Annotated in this window: 20 protein-coding genes and 1 pseudogene; 10 read left to right on the top strand and 11 right to left on the bottom strand. The window is 36.3% G+C overall.

From position 1 onward, the window contains the following. Positions 1-83: 83 nt before the first annotated feature. Complete coding sequence (locus tag J7E67_RS21190) at positions 84-1,241, top strand: D-alanyl-D-alanine carboxypeptidase family protein (protein WP_214712606.1); 1,158 nt, start codon at positions 84-86, stop codon at positions 1,239-1,241. Between the two features lie 42 nt (positions 1,242-1,283). On the opposite strand, the gene modB is transcribed toward J7E67_RS21190, so the two are convergent. The 3 genes from modB to J7E67_RS21205 all read right to left on the bottom strand — a co-directional run bounded on the left by modB (position 1,284) and on the right by J7E67_RS21205 (position 3,106). Next, entirely contained in the window at positions 1,284-1,940 is a 657-nt protein-coding gene (modB, locus tag J7E67_RS21195) for a molybdate ABC transporter permease subunit (RefSeq protein WP_214712644.1), read from the bottom strand. 8 nt (positions 1,941-1,948) lie between these two features. Beyond that, positions 1,949-2,743: a molybdate ABC transporter substrate-binding protein gene (modA, locus tag J7E67_RS21200; protein ID WP_214712608.1), complete on the bottom strand. Its 795-nt coding sequence runs from the start codon at positions 2,741-2,743 to the stop codon at positions 1,949-1,951. 120 nt (positions 2,744-2,863) lie between these two features. After that, a complete protein-coding gene (locus tag J7E67_RS21205) occupies positions 2,864-3,106 on the bottom strand; it encodes a YkuS family protein (RefSeq protein WP_214712610.1) in 243 nt (80 codons plus the stop codon). A 102-nt stretch (positions 3,107-3,208) separates the two neighbouring features. Here J7E67_RS21205 and J7E67_RS21210 point away from each other — a divergent pair, with 102 nt between their 5' ends. Beyond that, the gene (locus J7E67_RS21210) at positions 3,209-3,340 is read left to right on the top strand and encodes a YuzL family protein (RefSeq protein WP_168244763.1); all 132 of its coding nucleotides are present in this window, start codon (positions 3,209-3,211) and stop codon (positions 3,338-3,340) included. Between the two features lie 45 nt (positions 3,341-3,385). Here J7E67_RS21210 and J7E67_RS21215 read toward each other — a convergent pair whose 3' ends face one another. Both J7E67_RS21215 and J7E67_RS21220 read right to left on the bottom strand, forming a co-directional pair. Further along, the gene (locus J7E67_RS21215) at positions 3,386-5,005 is read right to left on the bottom strand and encodes an ABC-F family ATP-binding cassette domain-containing protein (protein ID WP_214712617.1); all 1,620 of its coding nucleotides are present in this window, start codon (positions 5,003-5,005) and stop codon (positions 3,386-3,388) included. 377 nt (positions 5,006-5,382) lie between these two features. Beyond that, complete coding sequence (locus tag J7E67_RS21220; RefSeq protein WP_214712618.1) at positions 5,383-5,985, bottom strand: SCO family protein; 603 nt, start codon at positions 5,983-5,985, stop codon at positions 5,383-5,385. 184 nt (positions 5,986-6,169) lie between these two features. Between J7E67_RS21220 and J7E67_RS21225 the strand changes: the two genes are divergently transcribed. Together J7E67_RS21225 and J7E67_RS21230 are read left to right on the top strand one after the other, a co-directional pair. Further along, the gene (locus J7E67_RS21225; protein WP_214712619.1) at positions 6,170-6,562 is read left to right on the top strand and encodes a CidA/LrgA family protein; all 393 of its coding nucleotides are present in this window, start codon (positions 6,170-6,172) and stop codon (positions 6,560-6,562) included. Next, a complete protein-coding gene (locus J7E67_RS21230; protein WP_214712620.1) occupies positions 6,546-7,223 on the top strand; it encodes an LrgB family protein in 678 nt (225 codons plus the stop codon). Before J7E67_RS21225 ends, J7E67_RS21230 begins: the two co-directional genes overlap by 17 nt. A gap of 66 nt (positions 7,224-7,289) precedes the next feature. Here J7E67_RS21230 and J7E67_RS21235 read toward each other — a convergent pair whose 3' ends face one another. Continuing rightward, on the bottom strand, positions 7,290-7,433 hold the full coding sequence (locus tag J7E67_RS21235; RefSeq protein WP_214712622.1) for a hypothetical protein: 144 nt from the start codon (positions 7,431-7,433) through the stop codon (positions 7,290-7,292). Between the two features lie 46 nt (positions 7,434-7,479). Between J7E67_RS21235 and J7E67_RS21240 the strand changes: the two genes are divergently transcribed. Beyond that, positions 7,480-7,698, top strand: a complete 219-nt coding sequence (locus tag J7E67_RS21240) for a cold-inducible protein YdjO-related protein (protein WP_207629681.1) — start codon at positions 7,480-7,482, stop codon at positions 7,696-7,698. Between the two features lie 48 nt (positions 7,699-7,746). Here J7E67_RS21240 and J7E67_RS21245 read toward each other — a convergent pair whose 3' ends face one another. The 3 genes from J7E67_RS21245 to yhfH form a co-directional block, all read right to left on the bottom strand. Then, a complete protein-coding gene (locus J7E67_RS21245) occupies positions 7,747-7,995 on the bottom strand; it encodes a transcriptional regulator SplA domain-containing protein (RefSeq protein ID WP_214712132.1) in 249 nt (82 codons plus the stop codon). 17 nt (positions 7,996-8,012) lie between these two features. Continuing rightward, positions 8,013-8,186, bottom strand: coding sequence for a hypothetical protein (locus tag J7E67_RS21250; RefSeq protein ID WP_214712133.1), 174 nt, complete (start codon positions 8,184-8,186; stop codon positions 8,013-8,015). A gap of 149 nt (positions 8,187-8,335) precedes the next feature. Then, positions 8,336-8,470 carry a protein YhfH gene (gene yhfH, locus J7E67_RS21255; RefSeq protein ID WP_088088609.1) on the bottom strand — a complete coding sequence of 45 codons (135 nt, stop codon included), beginning with the start codon at positions 8,468-8,470 and terminating at the stop codon, positions 8,336-8,338. A gap of 299 nt (positions 8,471-8,769) precedes the next feature. Here yhfH and J7E67_RS21260 point away from each other — a divergent pair, with 299 nt between their 5' ends. Both J7E67_RS21260 and fdhF read left to right on the top strand, forming a co-directional pair. Beyond that, positions 8,770-10,923 carry a PAS domain-containing protein gene (locus tag J7E67_RS21260; RefSeq protein WP_214712135.1) on the top strand — a complete coding sequence of 718 codons (2,154 nt, stop codon included), beginning with the start codon at positions 8,770-8,772 and terminating at the stop codon, positions 10,921-10,923. Positions 10,924-11,070: 147 nt separating this feature from the next. Then, complete coding sequence (gene fdhF, locus J7E67_RS31455) at positions 11,071-13,131, top strand: formate dehydrogenase subunit alpha (protein WP_251029029.1); 2,061 nt, start codon at positions 11,071-11,073, stop codon at positions 13,129-13,131. 170 nt (positions 13,132-13,301) lie between these two features. On the opposite strand, the pseudogene J7E67_RS21275 reads toward fdhF, so the two are convergent. Beyond that, a pseudogene (locus J7E67_RS21275) lies at positions 13,302-14,605 on the bottom strand (MFS transporter). Positions 14,606-14,825: 220 nt separating this feature from the next. Continuing rightward, positions 14,826-16,322: a nitrate/nitrite transporter gene (locus tag J7E67_RS21280; RefSeq protein ID WP_214712138.1), complete on the bottom strand. Its 1,497-nt coding sequence runs from the start codon at positions 16,320-16,322 to the stop codon at positions 14,826-14,828. A 355-nt stretch (positions 16,323-16,677) separates the two neighbouring features. Between J7E67_RS21280 and J7E67_RS21285 the strand changes: the two genes are divergently transcribed. The 3 genes from J7E67_RS21285 (at position 16,678) to J7E67_RS21295 (ending at position 19,919) form a co-directional block, all read left to right on the top strand. Next, positions 16,678-18,015, top strand: a complete 1,338-nt coding sequence (locus tag J7E67_RS21285; protein WP_214712230.1) for a TrkH family potassium uptake protein — start codon at positions 16,678-16,680, stop codon at positions 18,013-18,015. Positions 18,016-18,045: 30 nt separating this feature from the next. Beyond that, on the top strand, positions 18,046-18,699 hold the full coding sequence (locus J7E67_RS21290) for a potassium channel family protein (protein ID WP_214712139.1): 654 nt from the start codon (positions 18,046-18,048) through the stop codon (positions 18,697-18,699). A gap of 71 nt (positions 18,700-18,770) precedes the next feature. Continuing rightward, positions 18,771-19,919: an acyl-CoA dehydrogenase family protein gene (locus J7E67_RS21295; protein ID WP_214732783.1), complete on the top strand. Its 1,149-nt coding sequence runs from the start codon at positions 18,771-18,773 to the stop codon at positions 19,917-19,919. Positions 19,920-19,954: the final 35 nt, after the last annotated feature.

Here is a 19,954-nt window from a genome sequence, read left to right on the forward strand (position 1 = left end):
TAATTTCTATTTTGAAACTATTATTTTGCAAAACTATCTGGTAATATTAATTAGGAAATAATGTAAAAGTTGGGTGTTATCTATTGAAAAAGTTTATATCGTTAATTATTTTTATCCTACTTATTTGTTCTAACCATTTAAACACCTTTGCGGCAATAAATGGTCCGATAGAACTGAAAAGTAAGGGGGCTGTTCTGTTAGATTCAGATACAGGTGCTATTCTCTTTGCGAAAAATGCCAATCAAAGAATGTACCCTGCAAGTCTAACGAAAATAGCAACTGCAATCTATGCAATTGAAAAGGGAAACTTGGACAGTATCGTAACTGTTAGTGGTAATGCAGTTAGACAAGATGGAACAAGGGTATATTTAGATGAAGGGGAAAAGATCCCTTTAAAGAAATTGATCCAAGGCATGCTAATTAATTCCGGAAATGATGCAGCTGTAGCAATTGCGGAACATTTAGATGGAAGTGTCGAACAGTTTGCTGTTCATTTGAATGCGTATTTAAAATCAACGATTGGCGTCAAGAACACCCATTTTATCAATCCCAACGGTTTGTTTGATAAAAACCACTATACGACAGCAATGGATTTAGCAATAATAACTAATTATGCAATTAAGAATCCCATTTTTGCCGACATCTTTGGAACAAAAGTCCTCAAATGGGAGGGGCAATCTTGGAAAACGAATATCCTAACCCACCACCGCATGCTTAAAGGAGAGTTAGCTTATCCAGGAATAACTGGTGGCAAAACAGGGTATACAAGTGAGGCAAAACAAACTCTGGCTACTACAGCTAGAAATGCCAAATTAGGGTTGACAGCAGTCGTTTTAAATTCTGAACAACAAAGAGAGAAATATGATGATACAGCCCGTTTGTTTGATTATGGTTTTAAGAACTTTCAGCATTCAATATTAAAGCAAGGTGAGATTTTTAAAAAGGATAATAAAGAATTTTGTCCTGAAATGGATACCTTAGTAACAGAGGCTATTAATGGAGCTACTAAAGAGGTAAATAGTGAGGGAAAACTATCGATAAAAAATAATAACGGACAAGTTGTCCAGTTAGTACCATTAAAATATAAAGAGCCAATTCCGGAGAAAGTTAGAATAAAAAGCGATAAAATTAGTGTTAAGAAACAACAGGTTTCCCATTTTAATGCGATATATGGGATCATTATCATCGCATTTGCGGGAATTTTTATAGGTGTAAGGAAGAAATTCATAAAAAAATACTAATCTTATCATAAAAGCCATGGAAGGGATGAAACCTTTTCATGGCTATTTTTGTGTTACATTGGTAGCAAGTAACATTAAGGATGAGATAATAATCATCGATATGACAAGGAGCCAGGCTAATTTCATGTTCCCAGATTCCATTGCAATATAAATTGCGGTGGGAGCAGTTTGTGTTTTTCCGGGAATATTGCCGGCGAACATGAAGGTTGCTCCGAATTCACCTAGTGCTCTTGCAAAACTAAGGATAAGGCCCGTAATAATTGATCTTGTAGATAATGGCAGGGTTACAAGTAAAAATACATTCAGTTCGTTTGCACCATCAACTCTTGCTGCTTCTTCTATTCCCTTATCAACAGATTGAAAACCAATCTTTACCGTTTGGTACATTAAGGGAAAAGCAACAATGGTTGAGGCAATCACTGCCGCAAAAGGTGTAAACATAATGGAACTATCAAATAGTTTATTTATTATTGATCCAACTGGACTATTCCCACCAAAAAAGAATATCAGTAAAAATCCAATCACTGTAGGAGGCAATACAATAGGAAGCAAAAGAAAAATTTCAATGAGCATTTTTCCCCTAAAGAGTCCTTTTGATAGTAATCTAGCAAATAAGATTCCAAACACAAACACTAAGGTAACAGAAATAGACGCAACCTTTAGCGATAAAATAATGGGGGACCAGAATTCACTTTGCATCAAAAAGATCAATCCAATACTTTAAAACCATATTTTTTAAATATCGCTCGTGCCGTAGGAGTTTGTAAATAATCATAAAATAGAGAGACCTCTTTCTTCTTTTCAGATGACTTGATTATACCTGCAGAATAAATGATTCGATCATGAGATTGTTCCGCAGCGACTGCCACAACCTTTACTTTTTCAGATACCTTTAAATCTGTCAGATAGACTATTCCAGCATCGACACTTTTCGTCTCTACATAGGTAAGAACCTGCCGAACATCTTTTGTTTGAATTATTTTTGATTGTAATCCGTCCCAAATATCGAGATTCTGCAAAGTTTGTTTTGCATACATTCCAGCTGGTACAGTTTCTGGAGTTCCGATAGCAATTTTATTTATTCCACTTTTTTTCAAATCTTGAAAACTATTTAAAGGTGCTGGATTCATTTTATTTGTAATTAATACGATTTGATTACTTAATAAATCTTTTTGTTTCTGTTCAGCAATTAAGCCCTTTTTTGATAAATCATCAAATTGATCTTTAGAAGCAGAGATAAATATATCTGCAGGAGCCCCTTGGATGATTTGTTGCTTTAATGCACCCGATCCCCCAAGATTGTACAATAGGGTAATTTGTTTATTTGTTTTTTCAAACTGAGACTTAATTTCATTTAATGCATCGCCAAGGCTTACAGCGGCCGAAATGGTAATTTCACTTTTCTTAGTCTGATCAGTATCCTTTTCAGAAAGACTAGTTGAACATGCGGGAAGAAACACCATAGTGATTATAAAAAACCAGATTAAACATTTTTTTTTCATACAATACGTCCTTTCAAAGCTCACTCATAAATCATTATATCAAATAGAATTAATCATTAAAGATGAGAAATAAAAAAAGACTAAAGTGAATCCTTTAGTCTTTGAAAAATAACCTGATGATTATTGTAGTCTACTTTCGACTTGTTGACATACTTCGTCAGCAGACAGGCCGCTTGCGTCAATAACTGAGCCCTTTGTATAGGTATCCTGCATTCCCATTACGTTTGAATCTAGTCCTGTAACCACACAGCAATCGCAATTCTGAGCATCCGACTCTTGCTTTAATTCGATCACATCATGTCCTTTTTCACGTAAAGCCTGTTGAACTTGTGCAAGAGATTGTTCCACACCAATTTTTGCCATACAAAACACCTCCTCCTCTAAATTATCTTGCCTAACTTTACCGTAATTATTCGGAATAAGTAGCTATAATCATCCAAAAACTAATAGGGGAGGTGTACAAAAATGGGAAAACGTAAAAAGGATCCATCGACAATCGGGTTGGCTTCCCCGCAAGTAGAAGGTCAGGGAACAACTACAACCGAAACAGGTTCACGGACTGAACCATCATCAAGAAGAAAACAGAAAAAAAGCTAAAAAAACAGGCACCCACATTACAGACCGTGGGTGCCGTCTAATTATTTATTGGTACATCTGTGCAACTTGCTTCTGAATATCATCATTTTCAAGGTATTCATCATAGCTCATTTGCTTATCTACTAAGCCTTTTGGCGTTAGTTCGAAAATTCGATTGGCGATTGTTTGGATAAATTGATGGTCATGGGACGCAAAAAGCAACGAGCCCTTAAAGTTAATTAGACCATTATTAAGAGCCGTAATCGATTCTAAGTCTAGATGGTTAGTTGGTTCATCAAGAAGGAGGACATTCGCACCATTTAACATCATTTTAGAAAGCATACAGCGAACTTTTTCTCCCCCGGAAAGAACACTTGCTTTTTTCAGGACTTCTTCACCAGAGAAAAGCATTCTACCTAAAAATCCTCTTAAAAAGCTTTCGCTGTCATCTTTAGGTGAGAACTGACGAAGCCAATCGACAAGGTTTAATTCACTGTTCTCAAAATACTCGGAGTTATCCTTAGGGAAATAAGCCTGTGAAGTGGTAATACCCCATTTAAAGGTACCACTATCAGCTTCCATTTCACCCATTAGAATTTTAAACAGCACTGTCTTAGCTGCCTCATTTGTTCCGACAAGAGCGATTTTATCACCCTTATTGACGATAAAGCTAATGTTATCAAGAACTTTTACACCATCAATAGTTTTTGTTAAACCTTCGACTCGTAACAAATCATTCCCGATTTCACGATCTGGTGTAAATCCAACAAAAGGATACCGGCGAGATGAAGGTCTAATGTCATCAAGCGTAATCTTATCAAGTAGCTTCTTGCGAGAAGTAGCCTGTTTTGATTTCGAGGCATTGGCACTAAAGCGTGCAATAAAGGCTTGTAATTCCTTGATTTTTTCTTCCTTCTTTTTATTAGCATCCGAAGTTAATCTTGAAGCTAACTGGCTTGATTCATACCAAAAATCATAGTTACCAACATAGACTTGAATTTTCCCGAAATCTAAATCGGCAATATGTGTACAAACCTTATTTAGGAAGTGACGGTCATGGGATACAACAATGACAGTATTTTCAAAGTTAATTAAGAAATCCTCGAGCCATTGAATTGCTTTGATATCTAAGTGGTTTGTAGGCTCATCGAGAAGTAAAACGTCTGGTCTGCCGAATAAAGCTTGTGCAAGCAGCACTTTTACTTTTTCTGACCCCGTGATCTCTGACATTTTCTTATAATGAAGATCTTCACCTATGCCTAGGCCTTTTAGAAGAATAGCAGCTTCTGGTTCCGCTTCCCAACCATTCAATTCAGCAAATTCACCCTCAAGCTCGGCGGCTTTCATACCATCTTCATCTGTGAAGTTTTCCTTCATATAGATTGCATCTTTTTCCTGCATCACTTGATAAAGTCTGGTATGTCCCATAATAACTGTCTTTAATACTTCGTACTCTTCATATTCAAAATGGTTCTGTTTTAACACAGCCATCCGTTCGTTAGGTCCGAGCTGAACAGTTCCTGTTTGTGCTTCAATTTCACCAGATAGAATTTTTAAAAAGGTTGATTTTCCGGCACCATTTGCACCAATTAGTCCGTAGCAGTTACCAGGATTAAATTTAATGTTTACATCTTCGAATAATTTCCGGTCTCCATATCTTAAACCTACGTTACTTACAGTAATCATATTTAAAACATCCTCCAAGAACAAAATATCTACTGATTATACCATTAAAATAGTAGAAGAGCGAATTCTTTCAGATGAAGTTCTTTTTAAAAGAAAAATTTTCTAAAAAAATTTCTCCGATTTCACACTTTATTCATATTTTTGATGTAGAATTGGGATATGAAGCAAGTAAAAGAAGGTGTGAGAAATATGGCGAAGAATCAACTGACTGAACTCGTTAACAAGTTAAAAAAGGCCGGTATAAAAGCGAGTTTAACAAAACCAAAGTCTAATTACCTTTTGTCTTTACAGCAAATAAAAAAATACCCTTCATCCGTGAATTAAAGAAAAAAGTAATAAAAGGCGATTAATCCCAAGAGGACTAATCGCTTTTTTGTTTAGTCTAATTTATCCATCACTGTGTCATAAACTTCTTTTTTATTAAAGTCTTTTCCCATTGGAAACTTGTCGATAAATTTATTGTTTTCATCAACCAGGAAGGTAAAGGTTGAATGGATGAATTGACCATTGCCAGGATCTTTAAATTGAAATTGCATCGCATCCGCAACCTTTTTCATTTCTTGGCGGTCCCTTTTTATGTTTTGCTTGTCTCCTGTTAAGAATAACCATTGTTTGTTATTCTCTATCTCAAACCCCTGCATATAACTAGTTAATATCTCGGGAGTATCTCGATATGGATCGATGGTAATTGTTAAAAATTCAATATCCTTACCAAAAACGCCAATCTTTTCAAAATCTCTTTTCAAGTCAATCATTTTTTCGGTGGTTGTTGGACAAATATCAGGACAATGAGTGTAAATGAATTCAACAAGTTTTAATTTGGTATGATCCTTACCAAAATTATATGAATCACCGTTTTGGTCTATCAAGGTAACTTCTGCAGGTATTTTCGCATTTGCATCGCGAATGAGAAAGAAAGAAATTCCTGCTGCAATCCCAATAAACACAGTAAGACTGCATATTAAATAGATCTTTTTCATATGTATCCCTCCTACCATTAAGATAAAGAAGTTATTCGAAAAAAGATATGGATATTTTGTGAACAAAAGTTAGTGCAAATTTAAAGTGATTCCTTTATACTGTAGTATTATTGATTATATTTTTTAAAAATTTAGAATATTGCCGATTGTACTTTTTTATTCCAGAGAAAAGGAGGGGGATTTAGTGAAAAAAGTGCTGACATTTTCTAGTCAAATATTGATATTAATTGTGATTTATCAGATTGGAAATCAAATTGCACGAATTCTTCATTTGCAAATACCAGGAAATGTTATAGGTATACTACTCCTTTTAGTTTTACTCTGGACAGGTGTAATAAAAGTCGAACAAATAGACGTAGCGTCCACATGGTTATTAAAACATTTAAGCTTTTTTTTCATTCCTATTGCCGTAGGATTAATGACATTGGGGCCAATCTTCATACATAAGGGCGTCATTATCTTATTTGTCCTTGTAACAAGTACTTTTATTGGACTTTTATCGGCAGGTAAAGCCACCCAATCAGTGATTATGAAAAAAGAAAAGGTGAAAGTGAATTATCATGATCACAGTTTATAGTATTTTCCTAACAATTGCTGTCTATAAACTATCTCGTGGGTTTGGCCAAAAGTATTCCTCCCCTTTAACGAGCCCAGTATTCTTAAGTACATTCATCATTATTATCCTGCTAGTAGGATCACATATTACTTATCGTGAATATATTCCTGCTAAAAAAATTATGACTTACCTGCTCGGTCCAGCAACAGTAGCCTTAGCAGTGCCAATCTATAAAAATCGGAATTTGATTGCAAAGTATAGGGTTGCTGCTTGTGTTGGACTTTTAATTGGGTCATTTACAACGATTACCACTGCCCTAGTTATTGCTAAATGCTTCTATTTCTCTAAAATGCTACTTCTTTCGTTAACGATAAAGTCAGTTACGGTCCCAGTTGCAACAGAAATTGGGAAAATAATTAAAGCTAATGTATCACTCATCGTTGCTTTTGTTATTCTTACTGGAATGATTGGAGCTATGTTTGGTCCAAAGCTTCTGACTATGTTTAAAATTCATCATCCTTTTGCTCGAGGCTTATCAATCGGGACGATAGCACATGGAATTGGCACCGCTGAAGCAGTCAAGGAGGGAGAAATCCAGGGAGCTGTTGCTGGAGCAGCAATGGGAATTGCCGCCTTATTAATTTCGTTTATCGTACCATATCTAATTCCTTATTTCATATAGAAAAACTAAAGCCTTCCATTTAATAGGAAGGCTTTAGTTTTTTCAAAATCCAAATAGAAAAAATCTCTACTTTTCTTTTTTATTATCAAGGTACATTTCTGCAAGTAGCTTCTTGACTTCATTATAACTTAAGCCAGATTGGCTATTTAACCTCTTAACTTCTTCGATATCCGTTCCAACTATTGTGTAATGGTTTTTATTTGTAAACATTATTTTTCCCCTCCTATGGATTTTATGGAAATGAAAAGCCACTTTTTTGTACATACTAATAAAAAAGGAGGCGGTTCCCATTTTTTACGGTAAAAGAGCAAAAGAAGAAGAAATTGAAACAATCTTGGTTGATACTGAAATCTATTCTTGTATAGATGAAGCGTGTATAGGTTGGATGAGGAAAGATTTTGTTGCAGATGACTTACTCTGCCCAATGTGTGGCAATGAAATGCTACAGGAAATGAGAGAACTTCCGCAAATTTAAGAATTTATATATTTGTAAAGACTGTCATAGATAAATGACAGTCTTTTCTTATTCACCAAAATCAAAAAAATGTGTATCATATGCCTTTTTTGCTGCATCAGAGCTGCTAAAAAGTGCATCATCCTCTTCAAGGTCAAGAAATTTCTCATTAAGATATAACGCTAAGTTATCAGGGTTATATGGATGTTGGACAATTTCGGCGGCTTTAATATTTGCGGCAGTTAGAAAAGTAGGATTCCGATAAATAATATAAACTTCATCACCCGGTTTAGCATTAGCTATATCAATCATTCCCATATAATTTAACCGCCTTTCTATAGATTTTCATTTTGCTGTTGAATCTCATCTCCGCTAATTAACGTGTTGGCTTCTTCAAGATTTCTAAGTTCATCAACTGAATCACCTGAAACAGTTTTCGTGCGACCAGCAAAAGTTTCTTTTAGAGAGTCTCTAGTTTGTTCTGTTCGAGAATTATCCTTTTTAAACATTCAATTCAACTCCTTATCTTAAGGGTTTGCTTCCCTAAAAGGGATTATGCCTTCCTAATTCTCTCCAAAACGGAAATATATTGAATACAGTAGATATCATTAATGATTAATATCAAAAAAACTCTCCAAAAATGGAGAGTTTTTTTGAACTATTCCTCTTTTTTAGCTAAACAGCGGTCACATTCCATAAAATAACTTTCTGCTTGTTCCTCCATGTGCTGACCACACTCTGAACATTCCTTTTTTTGCAATGTACGAAAAAACTCAACTGGACTCATTAACATAATAAAAATCCCCCTTTATTAATACAGTTTATTTGAATCACTCTTGTTATAGTACAGTATAGCCGAAATAAATAAAAATGTGTAGACTTTTTTTAAAAAAAATCTGCCCTTTTTAAAAAAATAAGTCTTTTATCACAAGAATTAATTTATTCCGTTTTTCTTGTTTTAATTGGACGATTATTTATCGGTTAAAATAAAGGGAAATTGACAATCTTCGATATTTGGTGCTTCCATCACATTACGATTTACATTACAATCATAGTAGAAAAGCATTATAGAAAGTGGGGAGATGCTGGTAAATGAATGCAATAATCGGGACTTTTCAACCTTATTTCATTATTATTGCCATTGGTTTAACCATCATGGCATCATATACAGCATTAGATATGTTTACTTTAATTAAGTCGTCTGAAAAAAATAAGAGGCTCCTGTTTTTGGGTGGAACATTATCTATGGGAATCGGGATTTGGATCATGAACTTTATCGGACTCATTTCAGCAGATACAAATCGGTTCGCAAGTTATCATATTCCACTTACTATTCTTTCAATGGCTATTGGGTTTGCTTTTACAGGAATGGCTTTCCTTTCATTTTATGGAAAACAAATTAAATATTATCATTTAATCGTGGGCAGTGTATTTCTAACCTTTGCAGTTATTGCAATACAGGTAATCGGATTATATGCAATGAATGTAAATAGTAAATATAATGTCCTTTTGCTTGTTTTTTCAGGACTTTTAATCTGTGGTTCCTTTTTATTTTCTTTATGGATTCTTTTTTCTTCAAAAAGCTATACCCAAAGTAATCAGGTTTGGTTAAAACCAATTAGTGCAATCATTATGTCATTAGCAATTATCGAAGGTCATTTTCTTTTAAGGAGAGCCTCATTTCCGACAACAAAAGTTCTTGGGGGATCGAGCGCTGATAGTCCATTTATTATTTATTTGGTACTTTTCGTATCAGTATTAATAATCGGTGGACTTATCTTATCTAGTACATTAATTAGTAAACAATTAATGACGACGGATACAAACTTAAAAGACATCAAAGCTGCACTTGATGCTTCAACCATTGTTGCGATTACAAACCCAGTAGGAACAATAATTTTTGTAAATGATAAATTTGAAGAAATTTCTAAATATAAAAAGGATGAGATTATCGGTCAGAACCATAGAATATTAAATTCTGGCTATCATTCTAAAGAGTTTTTCAAAGACCTATGGCGTACGATACAAGCTGGACAAATATGGCGCGGGGAAATTCGAAATAAAGCAAAGGATGGGACGTTTTATTGGGTGGATACTACAATTGTTCCTTTTTTGAATAAAAAAGGTAAACCTGTCCAATATATTGCAATACGTTCAGATATTTCTGATCGCAAAAAGGCGGAAGAACATCTTAAGGAAACAATTAAAGAGAATATTGATATAAAATTTGCGCTTGATCAATCCTCAATTGTCGCATTTACCGATGCAAAAGGGATGATCACAAGTGTAAATGACAAGTTCTGTGAGATATCTAAATATAATCGAGAAGAAATCCTGGGGAAAGACCACAATATTCTAAATTCTGGTTACCACTCAAAGGACTTTTTCAAAAATCTTTGGAAAACTATTGGTTCTGGAAATGTCTGGAAGGGTGAAATTAGAAATAAAGCTAAAGATGGAACTTATTATTGGGTGGACACAACCATTGTTCCATTTATTAATGGTCAAGGAAAGCCATACCAATACCTTGCGATTCGCAATGATATAACAGAGCGGAAGAAAACAGAAGAGGTCCTCCATCGTCAGGATAAGCTCGCTGCTGTTGGACAATTGGCTGCAGGTGTTGCTCATGAAATCCGTAATCCACTAACCTCAATGAAAGGGTACGCGGAATTCTTGCAGTTAGACGAAAAAGATCCGGAGCGAATGGAGTTTTTAAGTATCATTCTTGATGAAATTGAACGGGTTAATACGATTGTTGAGGACTTTATGGTATTGGCAAAACCAAAGGCAGTGGAGTTGGAAGAAAAAAATGTTGTTCCTGTTATAAAGAATGTCGTCTCCTTGCTTGAATTCGAAGCGAGGAAGAAAAATGTTCGTTTGACCTTTGATTGTCACCATGAAAATATTCAAATTGAATGTGATGAGAATCGCTTAAAGCAGGTATTTCTGAATTTCATTAAAAACGGAATTGAAGCTATGCCTAATGGTGGCGAATTACATGTTAAAACAATCATACATGATAATAATGTCCAAATTTCTATTCAAGACACAGGAGTAGGAATATCCAAAGAAAAATTAAAGAAATTAGGAGAACCTTTTTACACAACCAAGAAGAATGGTAACGGCTTAGGCTTAATGGTTAGTTTCAAAATAATTGAAAGCCATAATGGTAAGGTGTTTGTGGAAAGTGAACCTAATAAAGGAACAACCTTTAATATCTTATTACCGGCAAAAATTGCCTGAAAGCGGGGGATCTAATCTCTCGTTTTTTTTATTCCCAAAATTTTCATTCAAGAAAAAGACAAATATTTTTTGAAAAAGAAATCCACAATTTTTTTAAATAGATTAATATGGTAATAGAGGTATTAATGTTTTTATAGGGGAGTGAAAATGGTGGGAGAAGCAAATTTTGTTAAAACGATCTGCGGTTACTGTGGTACTGGATGTGGCTTAGTCCTTGAAGTACAAGACAACAAAATCATGAAAATCCGCGGTGACAAGGAAGCACCAGTGAACAAAGGGCAGACATGTGTAAAAGGCGCATTTGCCTATGAATACGTACATGCAAAAAATAGATTAACATCTCCACTAATCCGTAAAGCAGGAAAGCTAGTCGAAACCACTTGGGATGAAGCATATCAATTTATTGCTAGTCAATTATCCAACATAAAAACTACGTGGGGTCCAGACTCGATATCCATGTTCGCTTGCGCGAGAAATACAAACGAATCCAATTTTGTTACTCAAAAATTTATGAGGGCGGTCATTAATAGTAACAATATTGATGGCTGTAACCGCACCTGACACGCCTCTAGCGTTGCCGGTCTGGCAACTGTTTTTGGAAGCGGTTCACCGACTAATACACTAGATGATATTGATCGAGCTGAAGTGTTACTTTTGATGGGTTCAAATACAACAGAGGCACACCCCATTATTGCAAATCGTATGAAAAAAGCTGCAAAAGCTGGTTTGAAAATAATTGTCATAGATCCAAGGAAAATAGATATGGTAAAATCTTCCCATCGCCATTTGCAATTAAATGTGGGCTCAGATATTGCTCTTATCAATGCTTTTATTAGAGTCATCTTAAAAGAAGGTTTATACAGTCCGGAGTTTGTTCAACAGGTTACGCTTGATTTCGAGAAGTTAGAAAAGCAAGTCGAGCCTTTTACGCTGGAATACGCTGCATCGATTACCGGTTTAAATGCGGATGACATTGCTGCAACTGCAAGAGAGTACGCCACTTCAAACGGTTCAATGATTGCGTACACGCTCGGGATTACGGAGCATCACTGTGGTGTAAATAATGTATTTGATATAGCAAATCTTGCATTATTAACTGGGAATATCGGTAAAACAGGCTCTGGTGTCATGCCGCTTCGAGGTCAGAATAATGTTCAAGGTGCGGGTGATATGGGCTGTTTGCCAAACCAATTAACAGGTGGAATGAGCATAGCAAATCGTGATTCGCGGGCGCGGTTTGAAAAGGAATGGAATGTTGAACTAAACCCAAGAGTTGGTGACACACAAACGAGAACTTTTGATCGGATCGAGACGGGTGAATTAAAGGCACTTTATGTCATTGGTGAAAACCCGCTCCTTGCTGATGTTCATATGAATCATACACAAACATTGTTTGAAAAGCTTGATTTATTAATTGTTCAAGATATTTTCTTAACGGAAACAGCAAAAATGGCTAATGTTGTATTACCAGCACGTTCATGGGGTGAGGTGGATGGAACATATACCAACACCGACCGGAGAGTTCAAAGGGTTCGCAAAGCGGTAGAACCACACCCTAATGTGAAAGAAGACTGGGAAATCCTATGTGACCTTTCTACGATTATGGGCTATCCTATTCACTATAACAACAGTGAAGAAATCTGGGATGAAGTTAGAAAACTAGCTTGGGAGATGTACGGGGGCATATCGTATGAAAGACTTGAAAAAGAGTATGGTATTCATTATCCTTGCCCAGATGAAAACCATCCAGGAACACTTATCTTGCACGAGAGGTTCCACCAAATGGAGTCGACATCAACAAAGTCAGCATTTGTACCGGTAGATTATACTGCACCATTGGAACTCCCTGATGCTGAATATCCATTTACACTAACAACAGGAAGACGTTATGAATCTTACAATACACATTCTCAGACGCGTCATTATGCTGCTGGAGTTAAATTAAAACAAACAGAAGAAACTGTTGATATTCATCCAAACGATGCTGCAGCTTTAGGTATAACAGATGGTGAAGTGGTACAGGTTCGCTCGAGAAGAGGAGAACTACAGGTAAAGGCGAAGATTACAGAACAAGTAGTCCCAGGGCTCGTTTTTATGAGCTTCCACTGGAGTGAAACACCGACCAATGTCTTAACCTTAAATGAGTTTGATCCTATTTCAGGAACAGCCGAATATAAGGCTTGTGCGGTTGCGATATCGAGGATATAGAGAATTTTTAAATCGACGCAGTTTAATGACTGCGTTTTTTTAATTGGCTAAGTTACAGCTCATTGTTAATTTTGGCACATGTTGATTGGAGCGGAAGGCGCGAAGACTCCTGCGGGNNGCGGAAATCAACAGCCAAGTATAACAGTTTAATAAAATAAAACAAGCCGGATTTATCCGACTTGTTGTGTTATTGATTTAGTTGCTGTAGCTTTTCTTTGATAGAAATACCAGTTGAGTCCAAATGCTACTACATAAAAAGCAATAAAGAAGTAAAAAGCTGTAACAGGAGTGCCCGTCGCCTTAACTGACCACCCGAAAAGTTTAGGAATAAAGAATGAACCATAGGCTGCAAATGCCGCTGAAAACCCAATTACAGGTGCTGCTTCTTTAGGAATAAAAAGGTTCGGAATCATTTGGAAAGTCGAGCCTGAACCAATACCAGATGCAACGAACAGAATTAAGAAGGATAATAAAAATCCAGCAAATTGTTTTCCGTTTAGGAAATAAATAACCCCTGCAGCGCCAATTCCCATGATGACTAAAACATAGGAAGTTACCTTTGCACCCCCAAGTTTGTCTCCCATCCAACCACCAACAGGTCTTGAAGCTGCGGCCACTAATGCACCAAGAAAGGCAAGTGATATATGCTCAGGGAATTGTGATCTTAATAAAAGCGGAAATGCCGCTGAATAACCAATGAATGAACCAAAGGTTGCTACATATAGGGCTGCCATAATCCAAGTATGTTTCCGTTTTACAATCACAAATTGTTCCGAAACTGATTGTTTTGCACCTGGTACATTATCCATCTTAAACATTGCTAAAACTGTCAAGATGACAATAGGAATCACCCAAATAAATGCCGCGTTCTGTAACCAAACTTCCTGACCATTTGCTAAAACTTGTTTGCCGCCAACTAATGCAAAAGTTCCTGAGGTAACAATTAATGGTGTAACGAATTGAACGACAGAGATACACCCATGTTTCCTAAACCACCATTAATACCAAGTGCTGTCCCTTTTTCCTTTTTTGGAAAGAAAAAGCTAATATTTGCTGACGAAGATGAGAAATTACCTCCGCCTAGTCCGCAAAGGGCTGCAAGCAATAACATGATAGAAAATGGTGTTTCCGGATTTTGGACTGCAAAGCCAATACCAATCGCTGGAATTGCTAAGATTGCTGTTGAAATCACTGTCCAGTTTTTTCCACCAATAGAGCCGACTGCAAATGTGTAAACAAAGCGAAGTGTCGCACCGACAAGACCAGGAACTGCTGCAAGTGTAAATAATTGTTCTTCGGTGAAATGGAAACCGATGTCGTTAAGTCTAACGGCAACGACTGACCATATCTGCCATACGATAAAAGCGATCATCAATGATGGTACAGATATCCATAGATTTCGTCGGGCATGTTTTTTTCCTTCAGCGTTCCAAAATTTTTCGTCCTCTGGATTCCAATAATTAATTCTGGCCATTATATTTCCCCCTAATTTGTGTTCAAATTTTAATTTTTATAAAGTTTTAGTTGTTTGTGTAATTACTATAAAACAGATAGTAACATGAATATTGTGACGTACGTCACAAAAACAGTGAACGAACTGTGAACTCAAGGAAGTTGACAAAAAGTTGTAATAAATTGCCCAAGGTTACAAAAAAAGAGACCTCCACGGGGAAGATCTCTTTTATACTGCCTTTTTAGGATTTTTCGTTATCTTCATAGAACATACCTACAAAGTTTTTTGTTTCACCTACGTCATCTTTAATGGCTGTAATAGTTAGCCATTCTCTATAAATTACATTGTTTTTGCGTTTGTTCCAAATATAACCTTCCCAAACCCCGTCTGTTTTTAAACTAAACCACATTTTTTTGTAAAACTCGTTGTCATGTTCACCGGATTGAAGAACACTTGGGGTTTTACCGATTACCTCTGCTTGACTATAGCCAGTGATTTTTGTGAATGCGGGATTAACGCTTTGAATAATGCCAGTAACATCGGTTACACAAATACCATCTAAGGCATGGTTTACAATCTTTGCAGAAATATCCAACTTATCTTGATAATATAGCCATACTACGATAACCAGACTTGCTAAAGAAAATTCAGATAGGGACATAAACCCAATCGCATAATGACCAGTCCAATCAAAGAGAATCGTGAGAATGATTGGCGGGAAAAAACCACCCAGTCCTCCCATGGCAGAAACAATTCCATTCACAATACCCGCTTGATTGGAAAAATATAAAGGGACTAGTTTAAAGATAGCGCCATTTCCAATTCCCGCAAAGAAAGCAACTAATAAGCAACCAAAGGAATAAATCGGCAGTGATGGAGTAAATGACAAAAGAAATCCTGCAAAAGTTAGGCTAAAGAAAACAGCCATTAAAATAAGAAAAGGATTAACTTTATCGCCCAACCATCCACCTATGGGTCTAAAAAAGGTTGCCAAAGCAATAAAACCTGCTGTCCGGAGTCCTGCATCGACTTTATCTAATTCAAAGTGATTAACTAAAAACGATGGTAAATAAATGGTGAAAGCAACGAAGGAACCAAACGTGATAAAATAAAATAAACTTAGAAACCAAAGTTTTGGATTTTTATATACCCCTTTGGTTTGATCGAGTAAGGAAATGTTAACTTTTCGTTCCTTTTTGTCCCCAAAAATAAAGTTTAAAATTGCAAAGATTAATACAACTATCAGGAAGATTTTAATGGTGTTTCTCCATCCATAGGCGGTAGCAAGCACGGGTGCGGAAAAGGAAGTAATTGCCGTACCAATATTTCCTGCCCCGTAAATTCCGTTAATAAACCCATGCTTTGTTTTTTCATAATACTTGGGAAGAGAGGTAACACCGATGGAAAAGACAGCACCGCCAATCCCTAGTAAAAATCCTCCTAAGATTAATGTTAATAAGGAATTAGCATAGCTTAACAACGCAATTGGAATGAGCAGTATAATAAAGCTGATTGTAAATAAAATTCGAGCTCCATAGCGATTGGTCCAGTAGCCAATCGGAACTCGAAGAAGTGAACCGAGGATAATAGGGACCGCCGTAGTCCATGCAATTTGAGATGAAGTAAGTTGGATATCTACTTTAATAAACGGCATTAGTGATGATATCAGTACCCAAACCATAAAACCTGCTAACAGACTTCCAGTTTGTATAAATAGTTGTTTTGACCCTTGTTTCATAACAATCCCCCTTCAATTCCCATGCTATTTTATTATTTCCTCAAAAAGTCGTTATATAAAGAGTGTTTATGAACATGGAAAATTTTACTTCTTGTATTATAGAACAACATATAGTCAATCAACAGTGAGTTATGACACACATTTGACACACTCATGGTAAAAATTTTTCTAAGGTGTACCAATTCACATCTTTAATTTACATGTTTTGTTCGTAATTGTATATTTTTCCTGTATTATAGATTTACAATATTTAAAAATAGAGGCATGAACAAGGAGAAAAAAATTAAGATCATAGATAACACATGATTATTAATTGTTTGTTAAAAATAACATTAAAGTAGTAAGGGAGAGAACTATTCTGCGCAAAAAAATATATCTAGATCCTCCAAAGATTCTTGTTCTAGGTTTTGGTTTGATCATATTACTAGGAACATTTCTACTTACGATGCCGGTTTCGACTTCAAATGGGCAAGGTTTGTCATTTTTAAACGCCCTGTTCACTGCAACCTCTGCAACATGCGTAACAGGTTTAGTTGTCGTAGATACCGGGACCACATTTTCGATATTCGGTCAAGTGGTTATTTTATGTATGATTCAAGTCGGTGGACTTGGATTTATGACGTTTGCAACGTTTTTTGCCTTCCTATTAGGGAAGAAAATATCTTTAAAAGAAAGGCTTCTACTTCAAGAATCTTTAAATAATTTATCAATGGAGGGGATTGTACGGCTAGTAAGACGAATTTTAATTTTTACAGCGGTGATTGAGTTCCTTGGTGCTGTGCTTTTATCTATCCGTTTTTCCTTTGACATGCCGATAGGAAAAGCGATTTATTATGGAATTTTCCATTCAATTTCCAACTTTAACAATGCAGGATTTGACTTAATGGGGGAGTTTCATAGTTTAACCAGTTATGTTGACGATCCAACCGTTACGTTGACCGTTAGTGCATTAATTATCTTAGGTGGGATCGGCTTTATCGTTATGAACGAACTTTTTGAATATCGTGTTTCAAAACGGCTATCATTACATACAAAGCTTGTCTTAATGACGAGCAGCGTTTTAATAGTAGTAGGTACAGTTGGTATATTACTGCTTGAATATTCTAATGGATTAACGCTAAAACCATTGTCGTTTTCAGGGAAAATCCTTGGGTCATTATTCCAATCTGTTACGGCAAGAACAGCAGGGGCTAACACATTAAATATTGGTGATCTAACTCAATCATCATTATTATTAATTGTGTTACTCATGTTTGTTGGTGCATCGCCTGGGTCGACAGGCGGGGGGATCAAAACCACCACTTTTACAACGCTCATTGGAGCTGTTTGGTCACAAATTCGCGGGAAAGAGGATGTTATTTTTTACCGTCAGCGGATTGAATATGAAACGATTTATAAAGCATTAACCGTCACATTTAGTGGATTATTTCTCGTCATGCTAATGACACTCATTCTAACCATTTCTGAACACGGACAAGATTTTTTAACAATAGTATTTGAGGTTACTTCTGCCTTTGCAACAGTCGGGCTATCAATGGGATTGACACCAGAATTATCATCACTTGGCAAGGCATTGATAATTTTTACTATGTTTGCTGGCAGGGTAGGACCATTAACTATTGCTTATGCGGTGACAATACGCAGAAAACCTGATGCATTCCGGTATCCGAAGGGAAAAATCACGATTGGGTAGTTTTTTACACCAAGGAGGTACAAGGAGACAGTGGCTAATCAATATGCAGTGATTGGATTAGGTAGGTTTGGACTAAGTATTGCCAATAAGTTATATGAATCTGGGCAGGAAGTGCTTGGAGTCGATGTGAATGAGGAACGAGTTGAAGAATCCCATCCATTCGTTACTCATTCCGTGATTGCCGATTCAACAGAAGCTGAGGCATTAAAATCGATTGGGATCCGTAATTTTGATACAGTTATTGTAGCAATCGGAGACGATATTCAAGCAAGTATCCTATCTGTTTTATTATTGAAGGAACTAGGTGTAAAAAAGGTGATTGCCAAAGCATTAAATAAACTACATGGTCAAGTATTAAAAAAGGTTGGGGCAGACTGGGTCGTCTTTCCTGAACGAGATATGGGAATTCGAGTCGCCCATCAGCTGTTATCACCTAATGTCTTAAATTTTATTGAGATATCGAAGGATTATAGTGTAGAGGAAGTAAAAATCCCCGATAGGATGATGGAGAAAACCTTAAGGGAACTAGATTTAAGGGCAAAGTTTAATTTGAGCGTCATCGCGATTCGGCATGAAGATGAAATTAACATTTCACCATCTCCTGATGAAAAAATTAATTACGGTGATGTACTAGTAGTAATCGGTGAAAACCGAGATTTGGAAAAATTCGCTAATTTAGAATAAGAAACAAACCCCTGGTTAATGAGACTAGGGGTTTGAACGATTTTTTGTTAATGGGATAGGAGAGATGAGAGATGAACTTTCAAGAAAAAGATACATTGGATGAACGAATAGAGTTAATGAGAATACTTTCAAAACAATTCCTATTACGAGCACCTCAGGTAGATATAGAAGGTAGTTTCCCGTATGCAAATATTCAGGATCTGAAAAATACAGGTTACACGGCATTAACTGTTCCTTCAAGGCATGGTGGAGAGGATATCTCGCTTTATGAACTAATTCGACTCCAAGAAACGATTGCGGAAGGTGACGGGGCAACAGCACTTTCGATTGGATGGCATATGGGAATTATTATGAATCTAAATGAAAAAAGCTCTTGGGATGAGTCGATCTTTAAGTATCTTTGTAAACAAGTGAAAAATGGAGCATTAATAAATAGTGCTCAAAGTGAACCGAAGATTGGAAGTCCTACACGAGGCGGCAGACCGGAAACCACAGCAGAAAAAAGTCAGAATGGCTGGGTTATTAAAGGGAGAAAAACATTTACTACCATGTCCCCCGTCCTAGATTACTTTATAGTTAGTGCAACAATCAAAGAAACCAATGATGTGGCCAATTTTCTACTTCCACGATCCACAAAAGGATTGGTTATTGAGGAAACTTGGGACAGTATCTCGTTAAGAGGAACAGGGAGTCATGACTTAATTTTGGATAATTGTTTGGTAGGTGATGAATATCTTGTGGAAAAGTTTAGTTCGAACGGAAAAAGAGCGAATGGATGGCTACTTCATATTCCAGCATGTTATCTCGGCATAGCAAAAGCAGCCCAAAGTTATGCTATTCAATTTGCTAAGGAATATTCTCCGAATAGTATTGTCGGACCAATTATCGATTTACCAAATGTTCAGCAAAAACTTGGAGAGATTGAGTTGAAATTAATGCAGTCCGAGTATTTCTTATATGGGGTTGCAAAACAGTGGGATCATTCAAACGATCAAGCTAGGGAAAAAATGGGGGCTGCTTTAGGTGCAGCAAAATTAACAGTTACCAATAACGCAATCGAAGTTGTTGATTTAGCAATGAGAATCGTAGGTGCAAAAAGTCTTTCATTGAAAAATCCGTTACAGCGGTATTATCGAGATGTAAGAGCAGGCCTTCATAATCCACCAATGGATGACATGACGATACAATTACTCGCCAGGGATAGTATTTTAAATCACTAACAAAATTTAGAACTTATTTTTTTATGTTATTTTTC

The sequence above is a fragment of the Bacillus sp. ISL-46 genome (assembly GCF_018613205.1).

Bases quoted from the DNA above. Each gene is read 5' to 3' on its own strand.
- yhfH (WP_088088609.1), bottom strand. From the start codon at position 8,470: ATGTTAATGAGTCCAGTTGAGTTTTTTCGTACATTGCAAAAAAAGGAA.
- J7E67_RS21230 (WP_214712620.1), top strand. From the start codon at position 6,546: ATGATCACAGTTTATAGTATTTTCCTAACAATTGCTGTCTATAAACTA.
- J7E67_RS21245 (WP_214712132.1), bottom strand. From the start codon at position 7,995: ATGGGAATGATTGATATAGCTAATGCTAAACCGGGTGATGAAGTTTAT.
- J7E67_RS21260 (WP_214712135.1), top strand. From the start codon at position 8,770: ATGAATGCAATAATCGGGACTTTTCAACCTTATTTCATTATTATTGCC.
- J7E67_RS21295 (WP_214732783.1), top strand. From the start codon at position 18,771: ATGAACTTTCAAGAAAAAGATACATTGGATGAACGAATAGAGTTAATG.
- J7E67_RS21210 (WP_168244763.1), top strand. From the start codon at position 3,209: ATGGGAAAACGTAAAAAGGATCCATCGACAATCGGGTTGGCTTCCCCG.
- modB (WP_214712644.1), bottom strand. From the start codon at position 1,940: ATGCAAAGTGAATTCTGGTCCCCCATTATTTTATCGCTAAAGGTTGCG.
- J7E67_RS21235 (WP_214712622.1), bottom strand. From the start codon at position 7,433: ATGTTTACAAATAAAAACCATTACACAATAGTTGGAACGGATATCGAA.
- J7E67_RS21280 (WP_214712138.1), bottom strand. From the start codon at position 16,322: ATGAAACAAGGGTCAAAACAACTATTTATACAAACTGGAAGTCTGTTA.
- J7E67_RS21205 (WP_214712610.1), bottom strand. From the start codon at position 3,106: ATGGCAAAAATTGGTGTGGAACAATCTCTTGCACAAGTTCAACAGGCT.
- J7E67_RS21220 (WP_214712618.1), bottom strand. From the start codon at position 5,985: ATGAAAAAGATCTATTTAATATGCAGTCTTACTGTGTTTATTGGGATT.
- J7E67_RS21215 (WP_214712617.1), bottom strand. From the start codon at position 5,005: ATGATTACTGTAAGTAACGTAGGTTTAAGATATGGAGACCGGAAATTA.
- modA (WP_214712608.1), bottom strand. From the start codon at position 2,743: ATGAAAAAAAAATGTTTAATCTGGTTTTTTATAATCACTATGGTGTTT.
- J7E67_RS21250 (WP_214712133.1), bottom strand. From the start codon at position 8,186: ATGTTTAAAAAGGATAATTCTCGAACAGAACAAACTAGAGACTCTCTA.